Genomic DNA, 17,548 nt, shown 5'->3' with positions numbered 1-17,548 from the left:
CTATACCAAACTCACCACAGGTATGATCCGGCCTTCATCGCTATCCACGGCTGCTTTCGGGGTACAACGCTCCCCGCATGAATATTGGTAAACTGCGAAACAACGGGATGGAAGTGAACCTGACGTACCGCACTAAAATAGGTCAGGTAAACCTGGGTGCAACCATGAACGTGAGCTTCAACCAGAATCGGTTGCTGGAATGGAATGAGTTTCTCGGTAAAGGCTATACGTACCTGAACATGCCCTACCACTACGCCTACAGTCGCGTATCGCAGGGCATTGCTCAGAGCTGGGAAGACATCGCCAATGCTCCATACCAGGGTCAGTACGTTTCGCCGGGGGATATTCTGTACCGCGACCTCAACGGCGATGGTCAGATCAACGACGAAGACCGCAAGGCCATGCCCCGTTTCAACCGGGAGCAACCGACGGGCAACTACGGCTTTAACCTCTTTGGTAACTACAAAGGCTTCGACCTGAGCGTCTTGTGGCAGGCCGCTACGGGCCGGAAAGACTTCTGGCTGGAGCCTTTCAACAACGTCAATATTCCCGCCGCCCGGAATGCGTTTCAGGACTTTCACTGGAATGACACCTGGAATCTGGACAATCGCTCGGCTTCCTTACCCCGGCTGGTTACGGGTTCGGGTGGGAACAATCAGGCGGAGTCAACCTTCTGGCTGGACAACTTTGGCTACCTGCGTCTCAAGAACATTCAGGCAGGCTACAATATCCCCAGCAAATACACCACCCGCATCGGCGTAAGCCGGGTACGGGTCTACCTGACGGCCGAAAATCTGCTGACCTTCAGTAAGTACCGGGGTGTTGATCCCGAAAAAAGTACGACGCAATCGGGTGCCGACAATCAGGATGACCCCTTCCCGTTGCTCAAGTCGTATTCCTTTGGTTTGAACCTGAGTTTTTAATTCACCTTGACTTTTTCGCTCATGAAACGATACATATCTATGGTGGGAATAGTACTGGTAGGCCTGAGTGCCTGTCAGAAAGACCTGCTCGATCAGGTACCCACCACCCAGCTTTCTGCGGATTTATTCTGGAAAACAACCGACGATGCCCTTTTCGCCGTCAATGGCGTATACGACGCCAACCGGACTACTTTTGACCGCGAGTATTACTTCGACGGAGCCGGGGAATTCGTGCATACCCGGGGTACCAGCAACAACCAGGGGACGTACAACCCCGGAGCCATCGGTTCGAGTGGCAACTTTGGTTTCCTCTGGGGAGACTGTTACCGAACCATCAACCGGGCCAATTATGTACTCCAGAACATCGGTACGTTGCGGGCAAACCTGAGATCCGAAAGCGATCAGGCTCTGATGAACCGCCTGGTGGGCGAAGTACGCTTCCTGCGGGCTCTGAACTACTTCCGCCTGATTGACCTCTGGGGCGACGTGCCGTATTTCGGTCGCCGACTCAACGGCAATGCCGAAGCGTATACCCTGACGCGTACGCCCCGGGCCGTCGTGAAAGATTCGATTCTGGCGGATCTCTCGTACGCCGCGAGTGTACTGCCCGACAACTATACGGGAGATAACCTGGGCCGGGCCTCGAAGCTGGCCGCCTGGGGCTTCAGCGGCAAAGTAAATCTGTACTGGGCCTGCTGGATGAAAAACCAAAACAATGCGGGTGAAGCCCAGAAGCACTACGCAGCAGCGGCAGCGGATTTCAAGAAAATCATCGACAAAAACATTCCGCTGTTTCGGAATGGCGAACCAGGTCCGGCGGACAATCCCAACTACTGGCATTTGTTTCAATATTTCAACGAATACGATCCGGAAATCCTCTTTTCGGTACAGTTTGGTGGTCCTTTACTCAATCAGGGGGAAGAGATGCAACGGGATTTTGGCTCGCGTAACACCGGCAACGGTCAGGTATGGGTAGCTCCAACGTATCGCCTGGTAAATCGGTATCAGCTCACGAGTACGGGCGACTTTGCCCCGTCGGTGGTATTGAGTCGCAATACTACGCTGGCCAACAGTGCGACCAACCCCCGTTCGTACGTCGGTCGGGATTACCGTATGCGGGCGACTATGCTCTGGGACGAACAGAAAATGCTTCGCCTCACAACGGACGGCCTGAACGTACAGGACAGCATTACCTTCCGCTTTGGGAACCGCGACGGGATTACGTTCATTAACTACGACGGGGCTCCGGCGGGGTATATTTTCCGAAAATGGATTCGGCAAACCGGCGGTATTGGTCGGAGCGATGGCCCGCAGGATATGTACCTGATGCGACTGCCCGACGTCTGGCTCATGTACGCCGAAGCGGTCAACGAGCTCAGCGGACCCACGGCCGAACTGTTTGGCCTGCTCGACAAAATCCGTCGTCGGGGGAATCTGCCTCCTTTGAATCAGACGAAGTTTTCGAACAAGGATGAATTTTTCAAAGCTATCGAACAGGAGCGTATTGTAGAGCTGGTCGGAGAGGGGCACCGCTTCTTCGACATTCGCCGCTGGCGGAAAGCCGAAGAAATCTGGCCTATGCCCTCCGGTCAGGTGCTGTACGATTCGCAGGGAACCCGGATTCGCGATGAATTTGTGAACGCTCCCATCCGCGATTACCAGCGGTACTACCAATTCCAGATTCCGACGGGTGAGATTGAAGTTAACCCGCAGATCATCCAAAACGAACCGTGGTTCTAAGCCCGAAGATGCTTTTTCCTATGAAACGAAACTACTTATTCATACTCCTCGGACTGCTGGCTCTTTCCTGCACCAAAATGCCCGTCGATGAAACGGGACTGCTGATTACTACTCGCTCCCAATGCTACATGACTTTCTTCGATTTACTCGGTTCGGATCACCGTACGGTGTTAGTCAGTGGTCAGACCAAAATAGATACCGTAGCCCAGACCGTCACGGCGGTGGCTCGTTTTGGTACTAACCTGCAACGCGTAAAACCCTATTGCAGTGTGGYGACGGACGCCATTGTAGAACCGACCATGGGCATCTGGACGGACTATACACAACCGCAACAATACACAGTCGTCTCGGGCAATCGGACGGTACGGAAAACTTATACAGTCACGGTAACTCTCCAGCAATAACATGAAAAAGCTATGGATTCTTTTACTGGCGGGAGTAGTACTACAGGCCTGTCAGAAATCGGACGATGAATCCAGTGGTCCGCTCCGAAACGACCTGCTCAAAAAAACGACGGGTCCTGCCGTTGTCGGTGATCGCATGGAATTTGCCTACGCCCTGGGTACGCTGGAAGGACAACTCAAAGAGGTACGGGTGGAAGCCACCATTGCCGGAGGAACGGGTACAGGATTCAGTCGGTATTCCTGGTATACGAACCGCAATACGGGCGTGGATCAACCCGTACAAACGGCTTCGGATACGGTCACGACTGGAGCGGTTTCTACGGCTACGCTGCTGGGGGGCGAAAACCAGTCAGCCGTTACGTTACGTTATTACTACGCTCCCACGGAAGAATCCAAGGGCCGGGACGTGCGGTTTCGTTTCAGCGGTACTTCCTCAACGGGAAAAGAAGTACGGTTTGAATCACCGGCCTACCGCATCAGTCGCATGGATATGAAGCGTACTCTGCAACTCACCGACGGAGCTAGAGCCTACGTGTCCATTGCCGACATGGCGGTATACACGAAAGAAGAAGTGGAACGTAATAATCTGGCCGCCAAAATTGATTTCGTGTACCTCTACCGACCTATATTAAGCGGCTTTACTTTCGGTCACGCCTGGGTTGCTCCTTCCCGAAGCGAATACCTGAGCGATGTAAGCCTACCTGCCGGACTAACGACGCGTACTCTAATGGATAAACGGGTGGACGTAAAAGATGCCCAGCTTCGCGGTACGGCGGGTTTTGATGTCTATATTGACGATGTTGATCTGGAGCGTACCACCTTTACTCATGCGTCGGATTACGCCTTTGGTCTAACGGCTGATCAGGGAGCGTTCGTCAAAACGGCCGATGGAGCGTATACAGCTTATGTGTACGTCAATGCGGTGAATAATACGGGAAAGAGTATGACGGTGAGTATCAAACGACTACAACTTAATTAATGCGTTGAGGGCTTCCGTATCGGAAGCCCTCGCTACCTCCTGCTGATGAACCGACTAATCGCGTTACTCTTCTTTAGCCTGACCATGCCCGCGTTATGGGCCCAGCAAAAAGCTCCCACGTTTTTGCTCGATGGTACGTTTCTGGCTCAGCAAAAAGCCCGAAGCAGGCAGGGCGATGCCGCCGTACAAACGGCTCTGGAAGCGTTAATTCAACAGGCCCGGCAAACTCTGAACCATCCTGCGTATTCGGTTACGTACAAAAGCAAAGTTCCGCCGAGTGGAGACAAGCACGACTACATGAGCGTCGGTCCGTACTGGTGGCCCGATTCGACCAAGCCCGATGGGCTACCGTACATCCGCAAGGACGGTCGCATAAATCCGGAACGGTACACGATCAAGGATGCAACCTACCTGCACCAGCTTTGCGAAGACGTACAGCAACTGGCCGTAACCTATTATTTCACGGAAGATGAAACCTACGCCCGCCGGGCTGCCGAATTGCTACGCGTCTGGTTTCTGAATCCCGAAACTCGAATGAACCCGAACCTGAACTACGGCCAGGCGATTCCCGGGGTCACCGATGGGCGAGGAATCGGATTGATCGACAGCCGCTATTTTGCCGTATTGGTAGATGCCGTGCAACTGCTAAAACCCTCCAAAGCCTGGCCGAAAGCCGAGCATCAGGCCTTGCAAAGTTGGTTCCGTACCTTTCTGGACTGGATGCAGACTAGCCCCGTCGGCAAAGACGAGGCCGATGAACACAACAACCACGGAACGTATTACGATTTTCAGGCAGTGGCCATGGCCTTATTCATTGAAGATACCGCCCTGGCCCGCCGAATGCTGGAGCAGCATACCCTGCCCCGCATCAGTAGTCAGTTCGCAGTCGATGGCAGTCAGCCGCACGAACTGGCTCGTACCGTTTCCTGGGGATACTGCGTCATGAACCTGCAGGGCTTCTTTGGACTGGCCTTGCTGGCGGAAAGTCTCAACATGAATCTCTGGACTTATGAGACGCCCGAGGGCAAAGGGCTCAAAAAAGCCTTTCTGTGGCTGTTACCCTACGCCGAAGGGAAAAAGTCTTGGACGCACCAGCAAATCAAAGCCATGCACCGGGAAGAGTTTATTCCCTTACAGGCTCTGGCAGCTCGAAAATATCCAGAAGTCCCTGCCGTAACGATCCCGAATCCCAGCGGTTTTATGCGTCTTACCCAAGCCCTTTTCTAACGTCGTATGAAACGATACGTCCTCATGGGCTGGCTGTTCTGGCTGGCTGGCCCGGCTCTGGCTCAGCAAAACTTATTGAGTGGGAAATTTTCGGTGGAAGCACTACAAAACGTACTGATTCCGCAGCGGGAATGGACGCCCTTTCCGCGTCGGGAAGATCGGGCGGGCTGGGCTCAGGCCGATTCCGGGATGATGAAGGCGTACGTGAAAAAAGCCGAAACCTATCTGAATTATGAATGGCCTTACGTGCCCGCTACGAAATCCCTCCTGATCGAACGTACGGGAAACCGGGATGAATACCAAAACATTAGCTTTCAGAAACGGGATGTGCTGGGCGTCCTGCTACTGGCGGAAATTTACGAAAACCAGGGGCGATTTGTGGACCCCATTATCGATGGTGTCTGGTCCATTTGTGAAGAATCTTTCTGGGGAGCTTCGGCTCATTTACCCCGCGAGGTCAAGGGGCTGGTGGATGTTTCCAAACCTTTTGTCGATTTGTTTGCGGCGGAAACGGCAACGTATCTGGCCTGGGTGGATTATTACCTGGGTGACAAACTGGACGCCGTAACCCCGCAAATTCGCAAACGTATCTATTACGAAACCAATCGCCGGATCTTTGAACCGCTGATGCATCAGCCCCACAGCTGGATGCAAAGTCATGCCAATGGTCGGCCGCCCAATAACTGGAATCCCTGGATTTGTTCGAACTGGCTGAATGCTGTACTGCTGCTCGAAAAAGAGGATCAAAAACGGACCGCCGCGGTACACAAACTACTGGGCGTACTCGATAATTTTTTAAATCCCTATCCGGCCGATGGTGGCTGCGACGAAGGTCCGAGTTACTGGGGAGCGGCAGCCGCGTCTCTGTATGACAACGTTTCTCTGCTGAATACCGCCTCCCGGAATGCCTTTGCTTACGTGTATGCCGATGAAAAATTCCGGAACATGGGCCGCTTCATTTACCGGGCTCAAATCAGTCCCAACTATTTCTTAAACTTCGCCGACGCCGATCCGCAACCCGGTATGGCGGCCACGATGATCTACCGCTACGGCAAGGATATTCAGGATGCCGATATGATGCGGTTTGGAGCCTACTATCGCAAACCCGAAACGGGTGCTTTGCCGCGGTATCATTTCTTCCGCAACTTCTACGCACTCTTTATGCAGCAGGAATTTGAACGGGCGGAAAAAGGACTGGCTCTGCCCGCTGACGTCTGGTTGCCAGATCTCCAGGTGTTCGCCGCCCGCGACCGGGCGGGTACCACGCAGGGGTTTTACCTGGCTGGTAAGGGGGGACATAACGATGAAAGTCACAATCACAATGACGTCGGCAATTATGTTGTGTATTTCGACGGACAACCGTTGCTCATTGATGTCGGCCGCGGTACGTACACGCGAAAAACCTTTAGTAGTCAGCGGTACGACATCTGGTACAACGGCTCCGCTTACCATAATCTGCCCACGATCAATGGTTTTAGTCAGCCCCCAGGAAATACGTTCAAAGCCCGGCAGGTGACCTATCAGGGCGGAAAAGAGCAGGTAACCTTTTCGCTGGATCTGACTCAGGCCTATCCAGCCGAAGCGGGCGTGAAAAGCTGGAAACGGAGTATGCGTCTGAAGCGGGGTAGGGAGGTGATCATTACGGATCAGTTTCACCTCAMTAAAGCCGACAGTCTCAGTCAGCATCTGATGACCTGTTATCCGGTAGAAATAGGGAAAGCGGGGCAGCTCATCCTCCGTAGTAAGGGACAAAAAAGGCAGAGTCGTGATTTTGTGGTACAGTACGATTCCCGAAAATGGGAGCCATTCGTAGAGAAAGTAGCCCTGCAAACGCCCGAAGACCAAGGCATTCGGACCAAGTGGGGTGATACCATTTACCGGATTACGCTGAAACGATTGCGGCCCACAACCACTGACCACCTCGCCCTCACCGTCGCCCCTCTGTAGTCAATCTAATGAAAAAGCCGCTTCCAATACAGGAAGCGGCTTTTTTGTGGAACAGCCTAGACCTGAACCTTGCTCTGTAGCGTTCGTAAGGCTTCTTCCAGCGAGTCAATCTGCTCGGGCGTGGCCTGAGCTTTCCCGCTGGAAATGAATTGCAGGGCTTCCTGTACGTAGAAAAAATGCTCCAGATCCTGGAAATGATCAAATTCCTGATCGCTTTTATCTTTGGTTAGCAGATGAATAATCAGACGATTCTGGGCTTTTAAACGGGCCATTTCGGATAAAATGGCATTCGTGTCAATGTTGTTTACAAAAATCTCGGCGGTGTTCATAGCGTAATGGATTGACTTGATATAGGTAGTAAGGCAAGCGTTGGTATAATATCTGTGCCATAATGAACCTTTTTGAACGGAAAATATATTGTGAGCTATTATATTGTGAACAATTAACAATACATTTATTTCGCGTTTTCGAAAAAAGTGCGGAAAATAATCTACAGACTTCGGCTTAAGCCCGTATTCCCCCTGTAACCATTTCCAGTCAGATATTGTTTTTGTATTTTTTCAATATTATTATCAATAAATCAAATAATTTTTATAAAAATTAGACGTAAATGCTGGAAGATCGTGAAGCTCTAGTTAATTTTATTCAATATTTCTCAATCAGGTATTTTCCACGGGTTTCAGGTCTTTATGACTAAGGATTTTTTTTTAGTTATTGATTTCTGCAACTCCAGTAAAAAGTTTGGTATTATCTTTTCTTTACGCAGACGTAAACAAAAGATAAACGGTTTTATAGTCCTTCCTTCAACATCAGCAAGTAATATCGCAGCTTAATTCAGTACGCTTTTCTGGGGTAAAGGAGTAGACCTACTCCTGAAAGCCCGGAAACGTAGAATACAAATAGAACCTTGATAAAGGATTTCTATAGTAAACTTAGTTTGAAGCAGTCCGTTTTATAAAATTGGTATCAGTTTGTGGATTACCTGCTTTACTAGAAAATAGTATACGTGTTACATTTATCTCATTAGCCTACGCAATGACAAAAAAGAGCTTCACTGCTCATTCATAGTTTACATAGCTAACAACTTACCGCCGCCATCGGGAGTGTTGCCGGTTCTTCGCATGCCCCAGGCATGCCTTACTTATCCGTTTGCTTCTCAGTATCCGTTAACGTATAGTTATTATCGTTACTGCCGGTAATGGCAATGACGTATTGATTTTCCGTGGAGTTTACTGACCTCTGAAGCTACTTCGTAACTGCACCTTGTCTGCTCAAGGTCAGGCTTGTATTGCCCTTTGCTAAACGAATCTACCTACTTATTCTAAACTAATACACCTCATGAAGTATTCATTTGTCTCCCAAATGATGGGCCTGCTGGGCGTAGCTATGCTCTTTACGCAGTGCCAGAAAGACGACAGCGTAGCCCCAAAACCTACGACCCTGTCAGCAAACGTGAAATCAATGAGTTTGAATGAAATCCGGGCCATCAGTAGCACTGTCGCTCCGGATAGTATATACCTGACCGATCAGGGAAAACAGGGTTTATTTAAACTCGTAACTACGGATAAGAAAAGCAAGGACAACACCGGAATTACGCTGGTTACCAGCAATGGGCTGCGTTACAAGCGGGCGTTTAGCGGTGCGGCCAACGCCACCTGGTTTGGAGTAAGTACGACAGATTCGGATATTGGTCCAGAACTGCAGGAGGCCGTCAATGCTTATAACGTCGTAACCATTCCGGATGGATCGTATTCGCAGGTCACGAAAGTGATTCTCCGTAGCAACGTAACGATCAAAGGAAACCCCGGTAAAGTGACCCTTAAACTCAACGGAGCCGGATATATTTCCTTCCAGAACTTCTGGAGTGAGCAACAACTGGAAAACATTACCATTGATGGTATCAACTGGGAAGTGTCTTCAACGGCGAAAGTGGAAGGTTCGTACGGTCCCATTACGATTGATGGTCCGACCATAAAAAACTTTTTGGTACAAAACTGCCAGAGTATCCACACCTCGAAAACGGCTAACGTGAACTGGTTTTTCCTGAAAGTATCGCCGGGTAAGTCAACGGACAACATCATCGTTCGGAATAACTACGCACGCGGCGGACGCATGGGCGTGGAATTCCTGGCCCAGCGATTACCTCAGAAGTACCTGGGTAAGAACATTACCGTTTCAGGAAACCGGTTTGAGAATTGTGGCTTCGGTATTTCGATTGCTGGCTCATTCGACAACGTAACGGTCGATGCCAACTACCTGAAAGACTGTCCGACGTACGGTGTGGAATTCGCTGGATGGTTGCACAACTCAACGTTGTCCAATAACCGTTTCGAAGGTAAGTTCGCGGATTTGTTCGCCGGAAACTGGGAAAATGATGGCGACGGCACGATTGGTGAAGGAACACACATGTTTGGGAACCGTACCATCGGTACCTGCACCGGGAAATGGACGATTCGGAACGGTTTCAATATGCTGATGGAAAATAATTACATCAACATGACGGGCGTACTGGACCTGACGGGTTCGACTAACAATGCTCAGATTACGGGTAACAAGATCATTAGCACGACCGAAAACAAAGTAATCCAGATCAACTACGTCGGTAACCTGCGTTTCATCAACAACTACATCAGCAATGAAAATGTAAAAAATAGCTGGCTGGTGATTATCGTGAATGGAGCCGGAGCAACGAACAATCTCTTTACTAACAATATAATCGTGAAAAGCTCGGGTGGGTATGCTGGCTACGGAAACGGTGCCAGTATTAAGTTCTATAATAACTACGACAAAGACGGAAACGTGATTACGCTTTAACCAAAGCCGCGGATCCAGATAGCCCTGGGTTAGGGATTCAATTAAAAAAGGGCACCCCGCCAGGTGCCCTTTTTAATTGAAGGTACATTCCAGCAGGCGATGCCCATCAATGTCTATGGGCAGCTGACGAACCACTTTAATCTGTTGGGAATTGATGAATTTTTCCATCTGGTAGTGACTGGATTCATCGACTACGTAGAAATGAGGGAAATTCGCTTTGGTGAAATCTTTGGCCAGAATCAACCCTGGAACCTGATATTTTTCCCGAACGGATTTAAGAATCTTATGTTCGACGGTAGCACTGAGGATATTGGTCGGTACGGCAGCCGTGGGCCAGTGAATCAGGTAATGCACTTGTTGCGGAAACTTGTGAAACCAGATGGGCAAAAAGTAATCCGCCGTTTCTACAAAGACCGGATACCGGGGATTCATTTGCGGCAGGTACGATAGAATGCCTTTTGGAAAATGGACGACTTTGCGATTCTGATAGAACACGAAAGCTCCGATTATCAGAGCATACACGGGTGCGAGCCGGTACCAGCCCGATAGCCGGGGAGGGGTGTAGAACTGGTAAAAGGCGTACATCAGTTGAAACATAACTAACAGATGGTTAGGCCATAAATACCGGCTGATGAAAACCGACGTATGCACCAGACTAACCGCAAGCGAAATCAGAATGGTACTGAAATAGATAAATCCCGACAGGAGATAGAATTGGAAAGCTGCATCCGTACGAAAGGCCGCGTAGCCATCCCTGAGTTTTTTACGCAGGATGAAAACGAAAAGAAAAGCCACCCCAAAAAAACGGAGGTAGGGCAGGAAGGCCAACCAGCTTCGTTGCTCCAGCGAGTACGAAAGCATAGGGCTCAATTCACCAACGGTAGTAAAGAAGCTTTGCCAGGTAGGAAGCGGAATCCAGGAGTGAGGCTTACCGGCTTCGGTCTGAATCTGAAAACGAGTGAACCAGCCCGCAGCCCACAGCAACAGGGTGAGTACATGAGCCCCCATCGGCCAGAGATATACTGATTGTCGTTTCGACCAGAGCCAGAGCAGAAAGAAGAAACTTCCCGAAGCCGCCAAATAGAACAGACCAAAATTATGTGTTAGACTCAGCCCCAGCCCCAGGAGTACGAACAGCCCCAGGTAGAGCCGATGGCGAGGTTCAGCAATCAGGCGATGGAGTACTATAAAGTACGGCAGACTGATCAGTAAAAACAGGGCGTAGGATCGCACCTGTGTTGCTAAGGTTAAATTCAGGTACGTGAAAGTCGCAATCAGGGTAATCAGCACGAAGTTGGAAAGTGGCGTGCCCATTAAGGTTGTGGTATACCAGAAAAACAAGGCCAGCGTCAGAGCAAAGAAGACGATGGAAACCATTCGCAGGAACTGGAAGTCCAGGGAAATAGCGTGTCCCAGTATCCAGTACACATTTACAAATAGCGGGGGATTGGCGTCCATGCCGCTTACCAGAGCATCATTAGCGTGGGCAAGCGATGGATCTGAAACGAGCAGATAACTCAGCACCTCATCCATCCATAACCAGTGATCTTTAAAAAATAAAGAAACGATCAGGCTCAGCGAGAAGATCAGAAAGATCCCGAGACTGAGGGACAGGATTTGAGTAGATATACGATTCATGAATACGCGGTTTGGTGGGAAGGGCAGGTAGGTCGTATGCAGCCTGCTTAAGCCAGCACCGATACGGACTCCTGCAAGCCGTAGCTGTGGTAAATGTCAAGGTATTGCTGAGCCACTGTCTCCAGGGGAAACCGGGCCCGTACCATGTTCAGTCCCTGTTTAGACAGGCGTTCGTACAAAGCGGCATCCGTCAGCAACTGGTGCATCGCATCGGTCATGGCTTCGACTTTAGTAACGTCTACCAGCAGTCCGCCGTCCTGCACCACCCAGGGAACAGCTCCGCTATCCTTCCCCGCTACGACCGGAATACCGTAACTCATGGCTTCCACGAGTACCATGCCGAACGACTCTTCCAGCGAACTATGCAGTACGAAGGTACTCCGGGAGATATTCTCCAGCACCGTTGAGTACTTGGTTGTACCCATGAAAACGACATTGGAAATGTTGTTTTCCCGACAAAATGCTTCTGCTTCTTTGCCCGGCTCGAAGGCCGTACCCATTGCCCATAATTCAGCAGTCGGGTGTTGCTGGAGCAATGCTTTGAAGGCCAGCAGGGCCTTGATATTATTCTTGCGGTCGTCCCAGCCATTCACCACCACACTGATGATAGGTTTTGTAACCGGGGCTGGTTCGCCCAGGCGGTCAGGTAGGGTGACCGGGTTAGGTACCACCATGACTTTCTGCGAAGCCCAGGGACTTACCGTGTCGGCCATGTAAGGGGATACCGCCGTGAACCAGCGGCCCTTGCGGAATACCTGCCGGGCCATCAGGAGCAGGAAAAAACGGTTGAGGGTACGAACGTAATTGAAAATCACCTGGGCGTTGTCGTGCACCGTAATGATGGCGTTGGGGGTATACGACAGAGCCGCCATCGCAAATTCGTAAGTCCAGTGGGCATGCACCGCTTCCGGCTGAAAGCGATCCAGAATTTCCCGCATCCGCCGCCGCTCGAATCGGTAGAAATCCAGGTTACGGCCGATCCGTTTGCCATTGGGTCGAAAAATCCGTTGCCGGCAGGGCACAACCACGTAGGTAAGCAGTCCTTGTTCGAGGACAAAAGACGGCTCGTCGGCACTCAGCGTATCGTCGTGGGTAATCGCCAGAACCCGATGGCCCATGCTGAGGTACGCCTTGATTAAATTGGTGATGAGCGGAGCCCCCTCCCGGCCCTTGGGATAGGAGGGTTGAATAGCGGAGGCCGGAAGTAAATCCCGGGTAGCGATGAAGCCTAGGATAGCAATATGCATGGTTTCGGATCAATAGGGGTTGAAATGCCTTCGGCGTACGGATTAGGGGGTAGAAACCTCTGCCGACGTACGGGAAGCCGAGGGTTTCATAAGGGCCGGGTACAGGTCATCCACGAAACGCCGGATTTTATGATCCCAGATAAGTCCCTTGGCGATTTCATAACCGGCCAGACCCATCTGACGGCGTTCTTCGGGATGAGCCGCCATCCATTCCACGCCCCGGGCCAAAGCGGCTACCACTTCGGTTTCGTTCGTAACCGGAACCTTGATGCCGTTACTGCCATTCACTAATTCGCCCTGACCGTGTAAGTCCAGCGTCAGAATTGGCATACAGTACGACATGGCTTCTACCAGCTGGTGCGGACAGGAATCCCGTAAACTGGTAAAAAACAGAACGTCCGAATCGATGTAGTACTGTTTCATCTGATCATACGAAACCTGCCCCACCCAGTTGACGCGGTTTTCGACGCTGTAGGTTTGGATGTAGCCGGGAATATGCTCGACCATTTCACCTTGCCCTCCCACAATCGTGAGTCGTACGGAAAGCTTGGGATCGACTTTACTCAGGGCCTGAATGGTCAGTTCCAACGCCTTGCGGGGCAGCATCCGACCCGTCCAGAGCAGTTCGAGGGTTGCCTTTGGCGGATGTACGGTGACTTCGCGGGGAAGAAAATCCAGAGCCATGCCCACATCCCAGATACGCTCAATGGGCTGGGTTGGCCGCAATCGCCGTACCAGATCATAGGTATCATTGTTCGTTACAATTACTAAATCCGCTTTTTTCAGCATTCGGAAATAGGCTGGATTCGTGTATTCCAATACTTTGCCGACAATATCCCGCATCCATTCACGAGTCCAGTGCGAGCCAAAGTAGCGTTTAAGGGCTTTGGGAGCCCGCTGGCCGCCACCAGCGGGTCCAAAGATGAAAGGCTTACCCAGTTTATACAGGAAGCTTCCCAGTTGCAAACTGCCGTACGTGGCATGATGAATTAAATCGAAGTTGTGTTGCTGGTCGAGTTTCCTGCCCACCCGATACGCCGCCCATTGCCAGTACAGGTAATGGAAGTACATACCAATGAGTCCTTTCCAGCAAAATTTATCGACCCACGCCGGTACCCGTACGTAGTGAACGGTCAGATTGGGGTAGAACCCACCCGCCAGAATGGGGTCAATCCGATCTTTCCCATCCACCAGCGTCAGGCAGTGTACTTCCAGGCCACTGTTGCTCAGGTGAATGGCGTAATTCCAGCCATTGCCCTGCTCGGAACCCATGTTGGGAATACAGGCGTAAGTCGATAAAAGTATCTTTTTCATACAGCTTATAAGGGTTTCATCAATCGCATTTTACGCAGGAAAAATCCGGCACAAATGCGTCCTACGTCGAAACAGAAATAAACGAGTTTGGTCTTGGAATGGTCAATGGCGAAGTTGTAGCGAACCTTCAGATTCGTCGGTGATTTGATGGACGTGAAGCTCTCGATGAACTGCTTGGTCGTAATCATCCGCTCGACCTGAATACCACTGGCACTCACGAATTCCTGTACCACGCTTTTCACATCGACGATCAGCGGATACCCGGCTTTTTTCGCCCGAACCGAAAAATCAATATCGGACATGTAATGAATGTATTTCCTGGAATCGAACAGACCGATTTTTTCGAACACCTCCATCGGAATCAGCGTGCCGCGTCCGGGCAGCGAATCCGATACGACGTGATCGGTACGTTTGACGAGTTCCTGATAATCAAAGTTGTAATCCTCGGCCATGTGACGGCCACCCGCCAGGTACAGTTCACAAACGGTACCGCAGAATTCAAGTTTATTCGGTTCGTCGCTATTGACACTGACTGAACCAATAAGGCAGGGCTGAAACCGGGCATACGCATCCAGGAGCGATTGCAGGTAATCCGGTTCCATTTTGGTATCGTCGTTGAGCGTCAATACAAAGTTCGCCTCATTGCGATCCTGATGTTGGAGGGCATACCGAATGCCCCAGTTGGTTGCTTCCGTCCACCACAAACTTCCGTCTCCGGTCAGGATAACGGTGTCGGGAAATTTCTGACGGATCATTTCCGCCGTACCATCCGAGGAACCGTCATCCACGACGATGGCCTGAAAATTTCGGTACGTTTGATCTGACAGACAGGCCAGGCACTGTTCGGTGAACGCTTTACGATTATGGACGGGGATGACAACGCTGATCATAACGGTTGGGAATTAATAGTTTCTTCGGTAAGAATGACAAGCTCAGGTTCGGAAGGCTGTTCAAAATCCTCCGATTCGTTCGGGAATAGCCCATAGTACATGGCCAGTCCCACAAAGCCCCAGAAGTACACGGGCAACTGGTACGAAATACTGAAAAACAGTCCACTGATGAGAAAGCCAAACAACGTGGATTGTTCGGTTGTGAAAACTTCGTTGCGTCGGTACATGATCACCAGCGTACCCACAATCAATAACATATTCAGGAAAAGTCCCACTGCTCCGTAGTTGTAGAGCATGTCGATGTACTGCGAGTGAATGATGGTGCCTTTTTCGGGGAAATCTTCGTTTTCCATGATCTCGCCCCGGTCATATCCTTCGTACCGCCAGCCCAGCATGAGGCGTTCGGGAATCTTGCTGATGTAAAATTCCGACTGTTCGAGTCGCCAGCTGCCGGTTTCGTCTTCCTTGGGGTCCAGAATTCCACCGACGTTTTCAAGAAAAGCCTGCGTTTTAGCTTCGGGCAGTAGCGTAACCGCCGGAGCCAGTAAACAAAGCATCACCAGAAACGTACCCAGGGTTTTGCCGAGGGGCAGAGCCTGTTCAGTGATTTTTCCAAACAAGCCGAATACCACGAGTAGAAACGCCGCCGCACCCGCCGCCGAGATGACTGAGCGGTGCAGCAGAAAAACGATAAGTGCGAAGGTCAGGATGGATTTAAAAAAGTCGGAGAGCCGATGTTCCCGTAAGTACATAATCATGTAATACAGGAAAGGAATGGTCAGATACAGGGATTCGGGAGCGGTAACCGTACGGCTTTCAGAGGTCAGGCTATATGAAAAAATCTGTCCGAGAAAAATCTGATTGATCAGGTAAAAACTAAAAATCAGCCAGTTGGCATACTTGAGTTTAAACGGTCGGGCCTGCGTAGCCACGTAATACGTAACCATCGCCAGGCCACTGTAAAAGAACCGTTTGATGACGAAATACGAGTACATCCAGGTACCGTAGAGGTACTTCGATTCGAGTACGAGCAGGACGACACCCAGCAGCATCGGCCAGGCCATCACTTTAAAAAAAGCAGGGTAGTGTAAATAACAAAGCACCAGGGCGGGTATGCCGATCAGGGCTACCACGTTGGTAAGCTTATCCAGAAAGGGGCTCAGCGTATTGCCCCCGTGGCTGAGAGCACTGACCCCAAACAGGAGTATGAATAAAAGAATGCGATAAATCCAGACCATAGAAAGGCTTGTGGGCGGTTCGACCTATTAAACGGGAATGGCTTGTGCCGTAACCAGCGACGGCTCCTGAGCCGTTTGCCGGTAAAAGTTAATCAACTCGCTGACCGACTTGCGGTGATTGAATTTGTAATCAGCGTGAACGGCCTGAGCTTCGGCCAGACTCGCCCGTCTGTCGGCTTCGAAATACGGAGCAATTTCATTGGCCAGACTCCGGGCGTCGGTACCCCGCAACGGTCCGTTTGATTCGGGTAACATTTCCGGAATCCCACCGACGGGCAGAGCCAGTACGGGCGTCTGCACGGCAAATGCCTCGATGATGGAATACGGACAGTTATCATTCAGGGCCGTGTGAATGTACAGGTCACTCTGAGCAACGAGCTGCCAGGGAGCGGCGTGCCGTCCGTAAAACTTTACCTGTTCTTTCAGGCCCAGCGTTTCAGCGAGCTGCTCATATTCCCTGCGTTTGGGGCCATCTCCAATCAGCCAGATGTTGAAATTGGAAAGGTTACGCGAGCGTAGTTCGTGACCAATTTCAATCAGCAGTTTCTGATTTTTCCGTTCGTCGATATGACCTACATTCGTAATGGTTAGGGTAGGGGAGGGAGTCCGGGAAACGGACAGTCCTTCAAGTTGTACCGTATTCGGCAGTACGCGTTTACTAATGTCTTCGGGCAACAGGTGCCGCGACTGGGTATAAGCGTAGTTGGAAACGAATACGTAATTCTTTACGTACGAGAACAGGTATTGGTACCAGGCCGTCAGCTTGCGGGTAAACCAGGGTTTCAGATCATAGGCCAGTACCAGTTCCTTGACCGGATCATCATTGAAATGACAGGTCAGCATAATCGGGGTCCGGCGGCCCAGGGCCAGGTAAGCGGCAACGCCCGAGCGTACATCCTGAGCATGAATAAGGTCGATGCCCGCATGGCGGAGTTTACGGGTTGCCAGGTACAAACCGGTGAAGTAAGCGAACTCATCGTACACTACCGAGGAGGCTCCCCCCAGCGGACGCATGATGCGTTTGAGCACGCCGAGCACTTTCTTCCAGACGGTAGGCGTATGCGAGGCATCCACCTGCGTAACCTGCACGCCTTCGCGGGTCAGGTCCTTCGCCAGCGTCCGGCAGTAGGTCACCACGCCCGAAGGCGAGGTAGGAACTAAGAAAGTAGCAATTAATACGTTCATGG

At 50.9% G+C, this 17,548-nt stretch carries 14 protein-coding genes; 7 read left to right on the top strand and 7 right to left on the bottom strand.

The features are described 5' to 3' along the window. The first annotated feature begins 77 nt into the window (after nt 1-77). From BWI97_RS24905 to BWI97_RS24880, 6 genes are read left to right on the top strand one after another with little or no spacing between them, the layout of a single operon-like run. Nucleotides 78-923, top strand: coding sequence for a hypothetical protein (locus BWI97_RS24905; RefSeq protein WP_233208021.1), 846 nt, complete (start codon nt 78-80; stop codon nt 921-923). Nucleotides 924-944: 21 nt separating this feature from the next. Further along, nucleotides 945-2,663 (top strand): RagB/SusD family nutrient uptake outer membrane protein, encoded by a 1,719-nt coding sequence (locus BWI97_RS24900; RefSeq protein WP_102203246.1) that lies wholly within the window; start codon nt 945-947, stop codon nt 2,661-2,663. A gap of 20 nt (nt 2,664-2,683) precedes the next feature. Then, nucleotides 2,684-3,067: a hypothetical protein gene (locus BWI97_RS24895; protein WP_102203247.1), complete on the top strand. Its 384-nt coding sequence runs from the start codon at nt 2,684-2,686 to the stop codon at nt 3,065-3,067. A 1-nt stretch (nt 3,068) separates the two neighbouring features. Further along, nucleotides 3,069-4,046 carry a DUF4466 family protein gene (locus BWI97_RS24890; protein ID WP_102203245.1) on the top strand — a complete coding sequence of 326 codons (978 nt, stop codon included), beginning with the start codon at nt 3,069-3,071 and terminating at the stop codon, nt 4,044-4,046. Nucleotides 4,047-4,091: 45 nt separating this feature from the next. Beyond that, complete coding sequence (locus tag BWI97_RS24885; RefSeq protein ID WP_102203244.1) at nt 4,092-5,273, top strand: alginate lyase family protein; 1,182 nt, start codon at nt 4,092-4,094, stop codon at nt 5,271-5,273. 6 nt (nt 5,274-5,279) lie between these two features. Then, a complete protein-coding gene (locus BWI97_RS24880) occupies nt 5,280-7,220 on the top strand; it encodes a heparinase II/III family protein (protein ID WP_102203243.1) in 1,941 nt (646 codons plus the stop codon). 56 nt (nt 7,221-7,276) lie between these two features. Here BWI97_RS24880 and BWI97_RS24875 read toward each other — a convergent pair whose 3' ends face one another. Continuing rightward, a complete protein-coding gene (locus BWI97_RS24875) occupies nt 7,277-7,549 on the bottom strand; it encodes a hypothetical protein (protein WP_094812736.1) in 273 nt (90 codons plus the stop codon). Nucleotides 7,550-8,558: 1,009 nt separating this feature from the next. Between BWI97_RS24875 and BWI97_RS24870 the strand changes: the two genes are divergently transcribed. Further along, nucleotides 8,559-10,034 carry a right-handed parallel beta-helix repeat-containing protein gene (locus tag BWI97_RS24870; protein WP_102203242.1) on the top strand — a complete coding sequence of 492 codons (1,476 nt, stop codon included), beginning with the start codon at nt 8,559-8,561 and terminating at the stop codon, nt 10,032-10,034. Nucleotides 10,035-10,106: 72 nt separating this feature from the next. Here the strand turns inward: BWI97_RS24870 and BWI97_RS24865 are convergent, their stop codons facing one another. From BWI97_RS24865 to BWI97_RS24840, 6 genes are read right to left on the bottom strand one after another with little or no spacing between them, the layout of a single operon-like run. Next, on the bottom strand, nt 10,107-11,672 hold the full coding sequence (locus BWI97_RS24865) for a hypothetical protein (protein ID WP_102203241.1): 1,566 nt from the start codon (nt 11,670-11,672) through the stop codon (nt 10,107-10,109). A 47-nt stretch (nt 11,673-11,719) separates the two neighbouring features. Next, nucleotides 11,720-12,919 carry a glycosyltransferase family 4 protein gene (locus BWI97_RS24860; protein WP_102203240.1) on the bottom strand — a complete coding sequence of 400 codons (1,200 nt, stop codon included), beginning with the start codon at nt 12,917-12,919 and terminating at the stop codon, nt 11,720-11,722. Between the two features lie 42 nt (nt 12,920-12,961). Then, nucleotides 12,962-14,233: a glycosyltransferase family 4 protein gene (locus BWI97_RS24855; protein WP_102203239.1), complete on the bottom strand. Its 1,272-nt coding sequence runs from the start codon at nt 14,231-14,233 to the stop codon at nt 12,962-12,964. Between the two features lie 5 nt (nt 14,234-14,238). Further along, nucleotides 14,239-15,123: a glycosyltransferase family 2 protein gene (locus BWI97_RS24850; protein ID WP_094812726.1), complete on the bottom strand. Its 885-nt coding sequence runs from the start codon at nt 15,121-15,123 to the stop codon at nt 14,239-14,241. Further along, on the bottom strand, nt 15,120-16,361 hold the full coding sequence (locus BWI97_RS24845; RefSeq protein ID WP_094812724.1) for an O-antigen ligase family protein: 1,242 nt from the start codon (nt 16,359-16,361) through the stop codon (nt 15,120-15,122). The genes BWI97_RS24850 and BWI97_RS24845 overlap by 4 nt, the downstream gene beginning before the upstream one ends. 27 nt (nt 16,362-16,388) lie before the next feature. After that, a complete protein-coding gene (locus BWI97_RS24840) occupies nt 16,389-17,546 on the bottom strand; it encodes a glycosyltransferase family 4 protein (RefSeq protein ID WP_094812722.1) in 1,158 nt (385 codons plus the stop codon). Between the last annotated feature and the right edge of the window lie 2 nt (nt 17,547-17,548).

This window comes from Siphonobacter sp. BAB-5405, assembly GCF_002872335.1.
GTDB lineage: Bacteria > Bacteroidota > Bacteroidia > Cytophagales > Spirosomataceae > Siphonobacter.
Note: the sequence above shows the minus strand (reverse complement) of the source record. Positions and strands in the feature narration are given on the sequence as shown.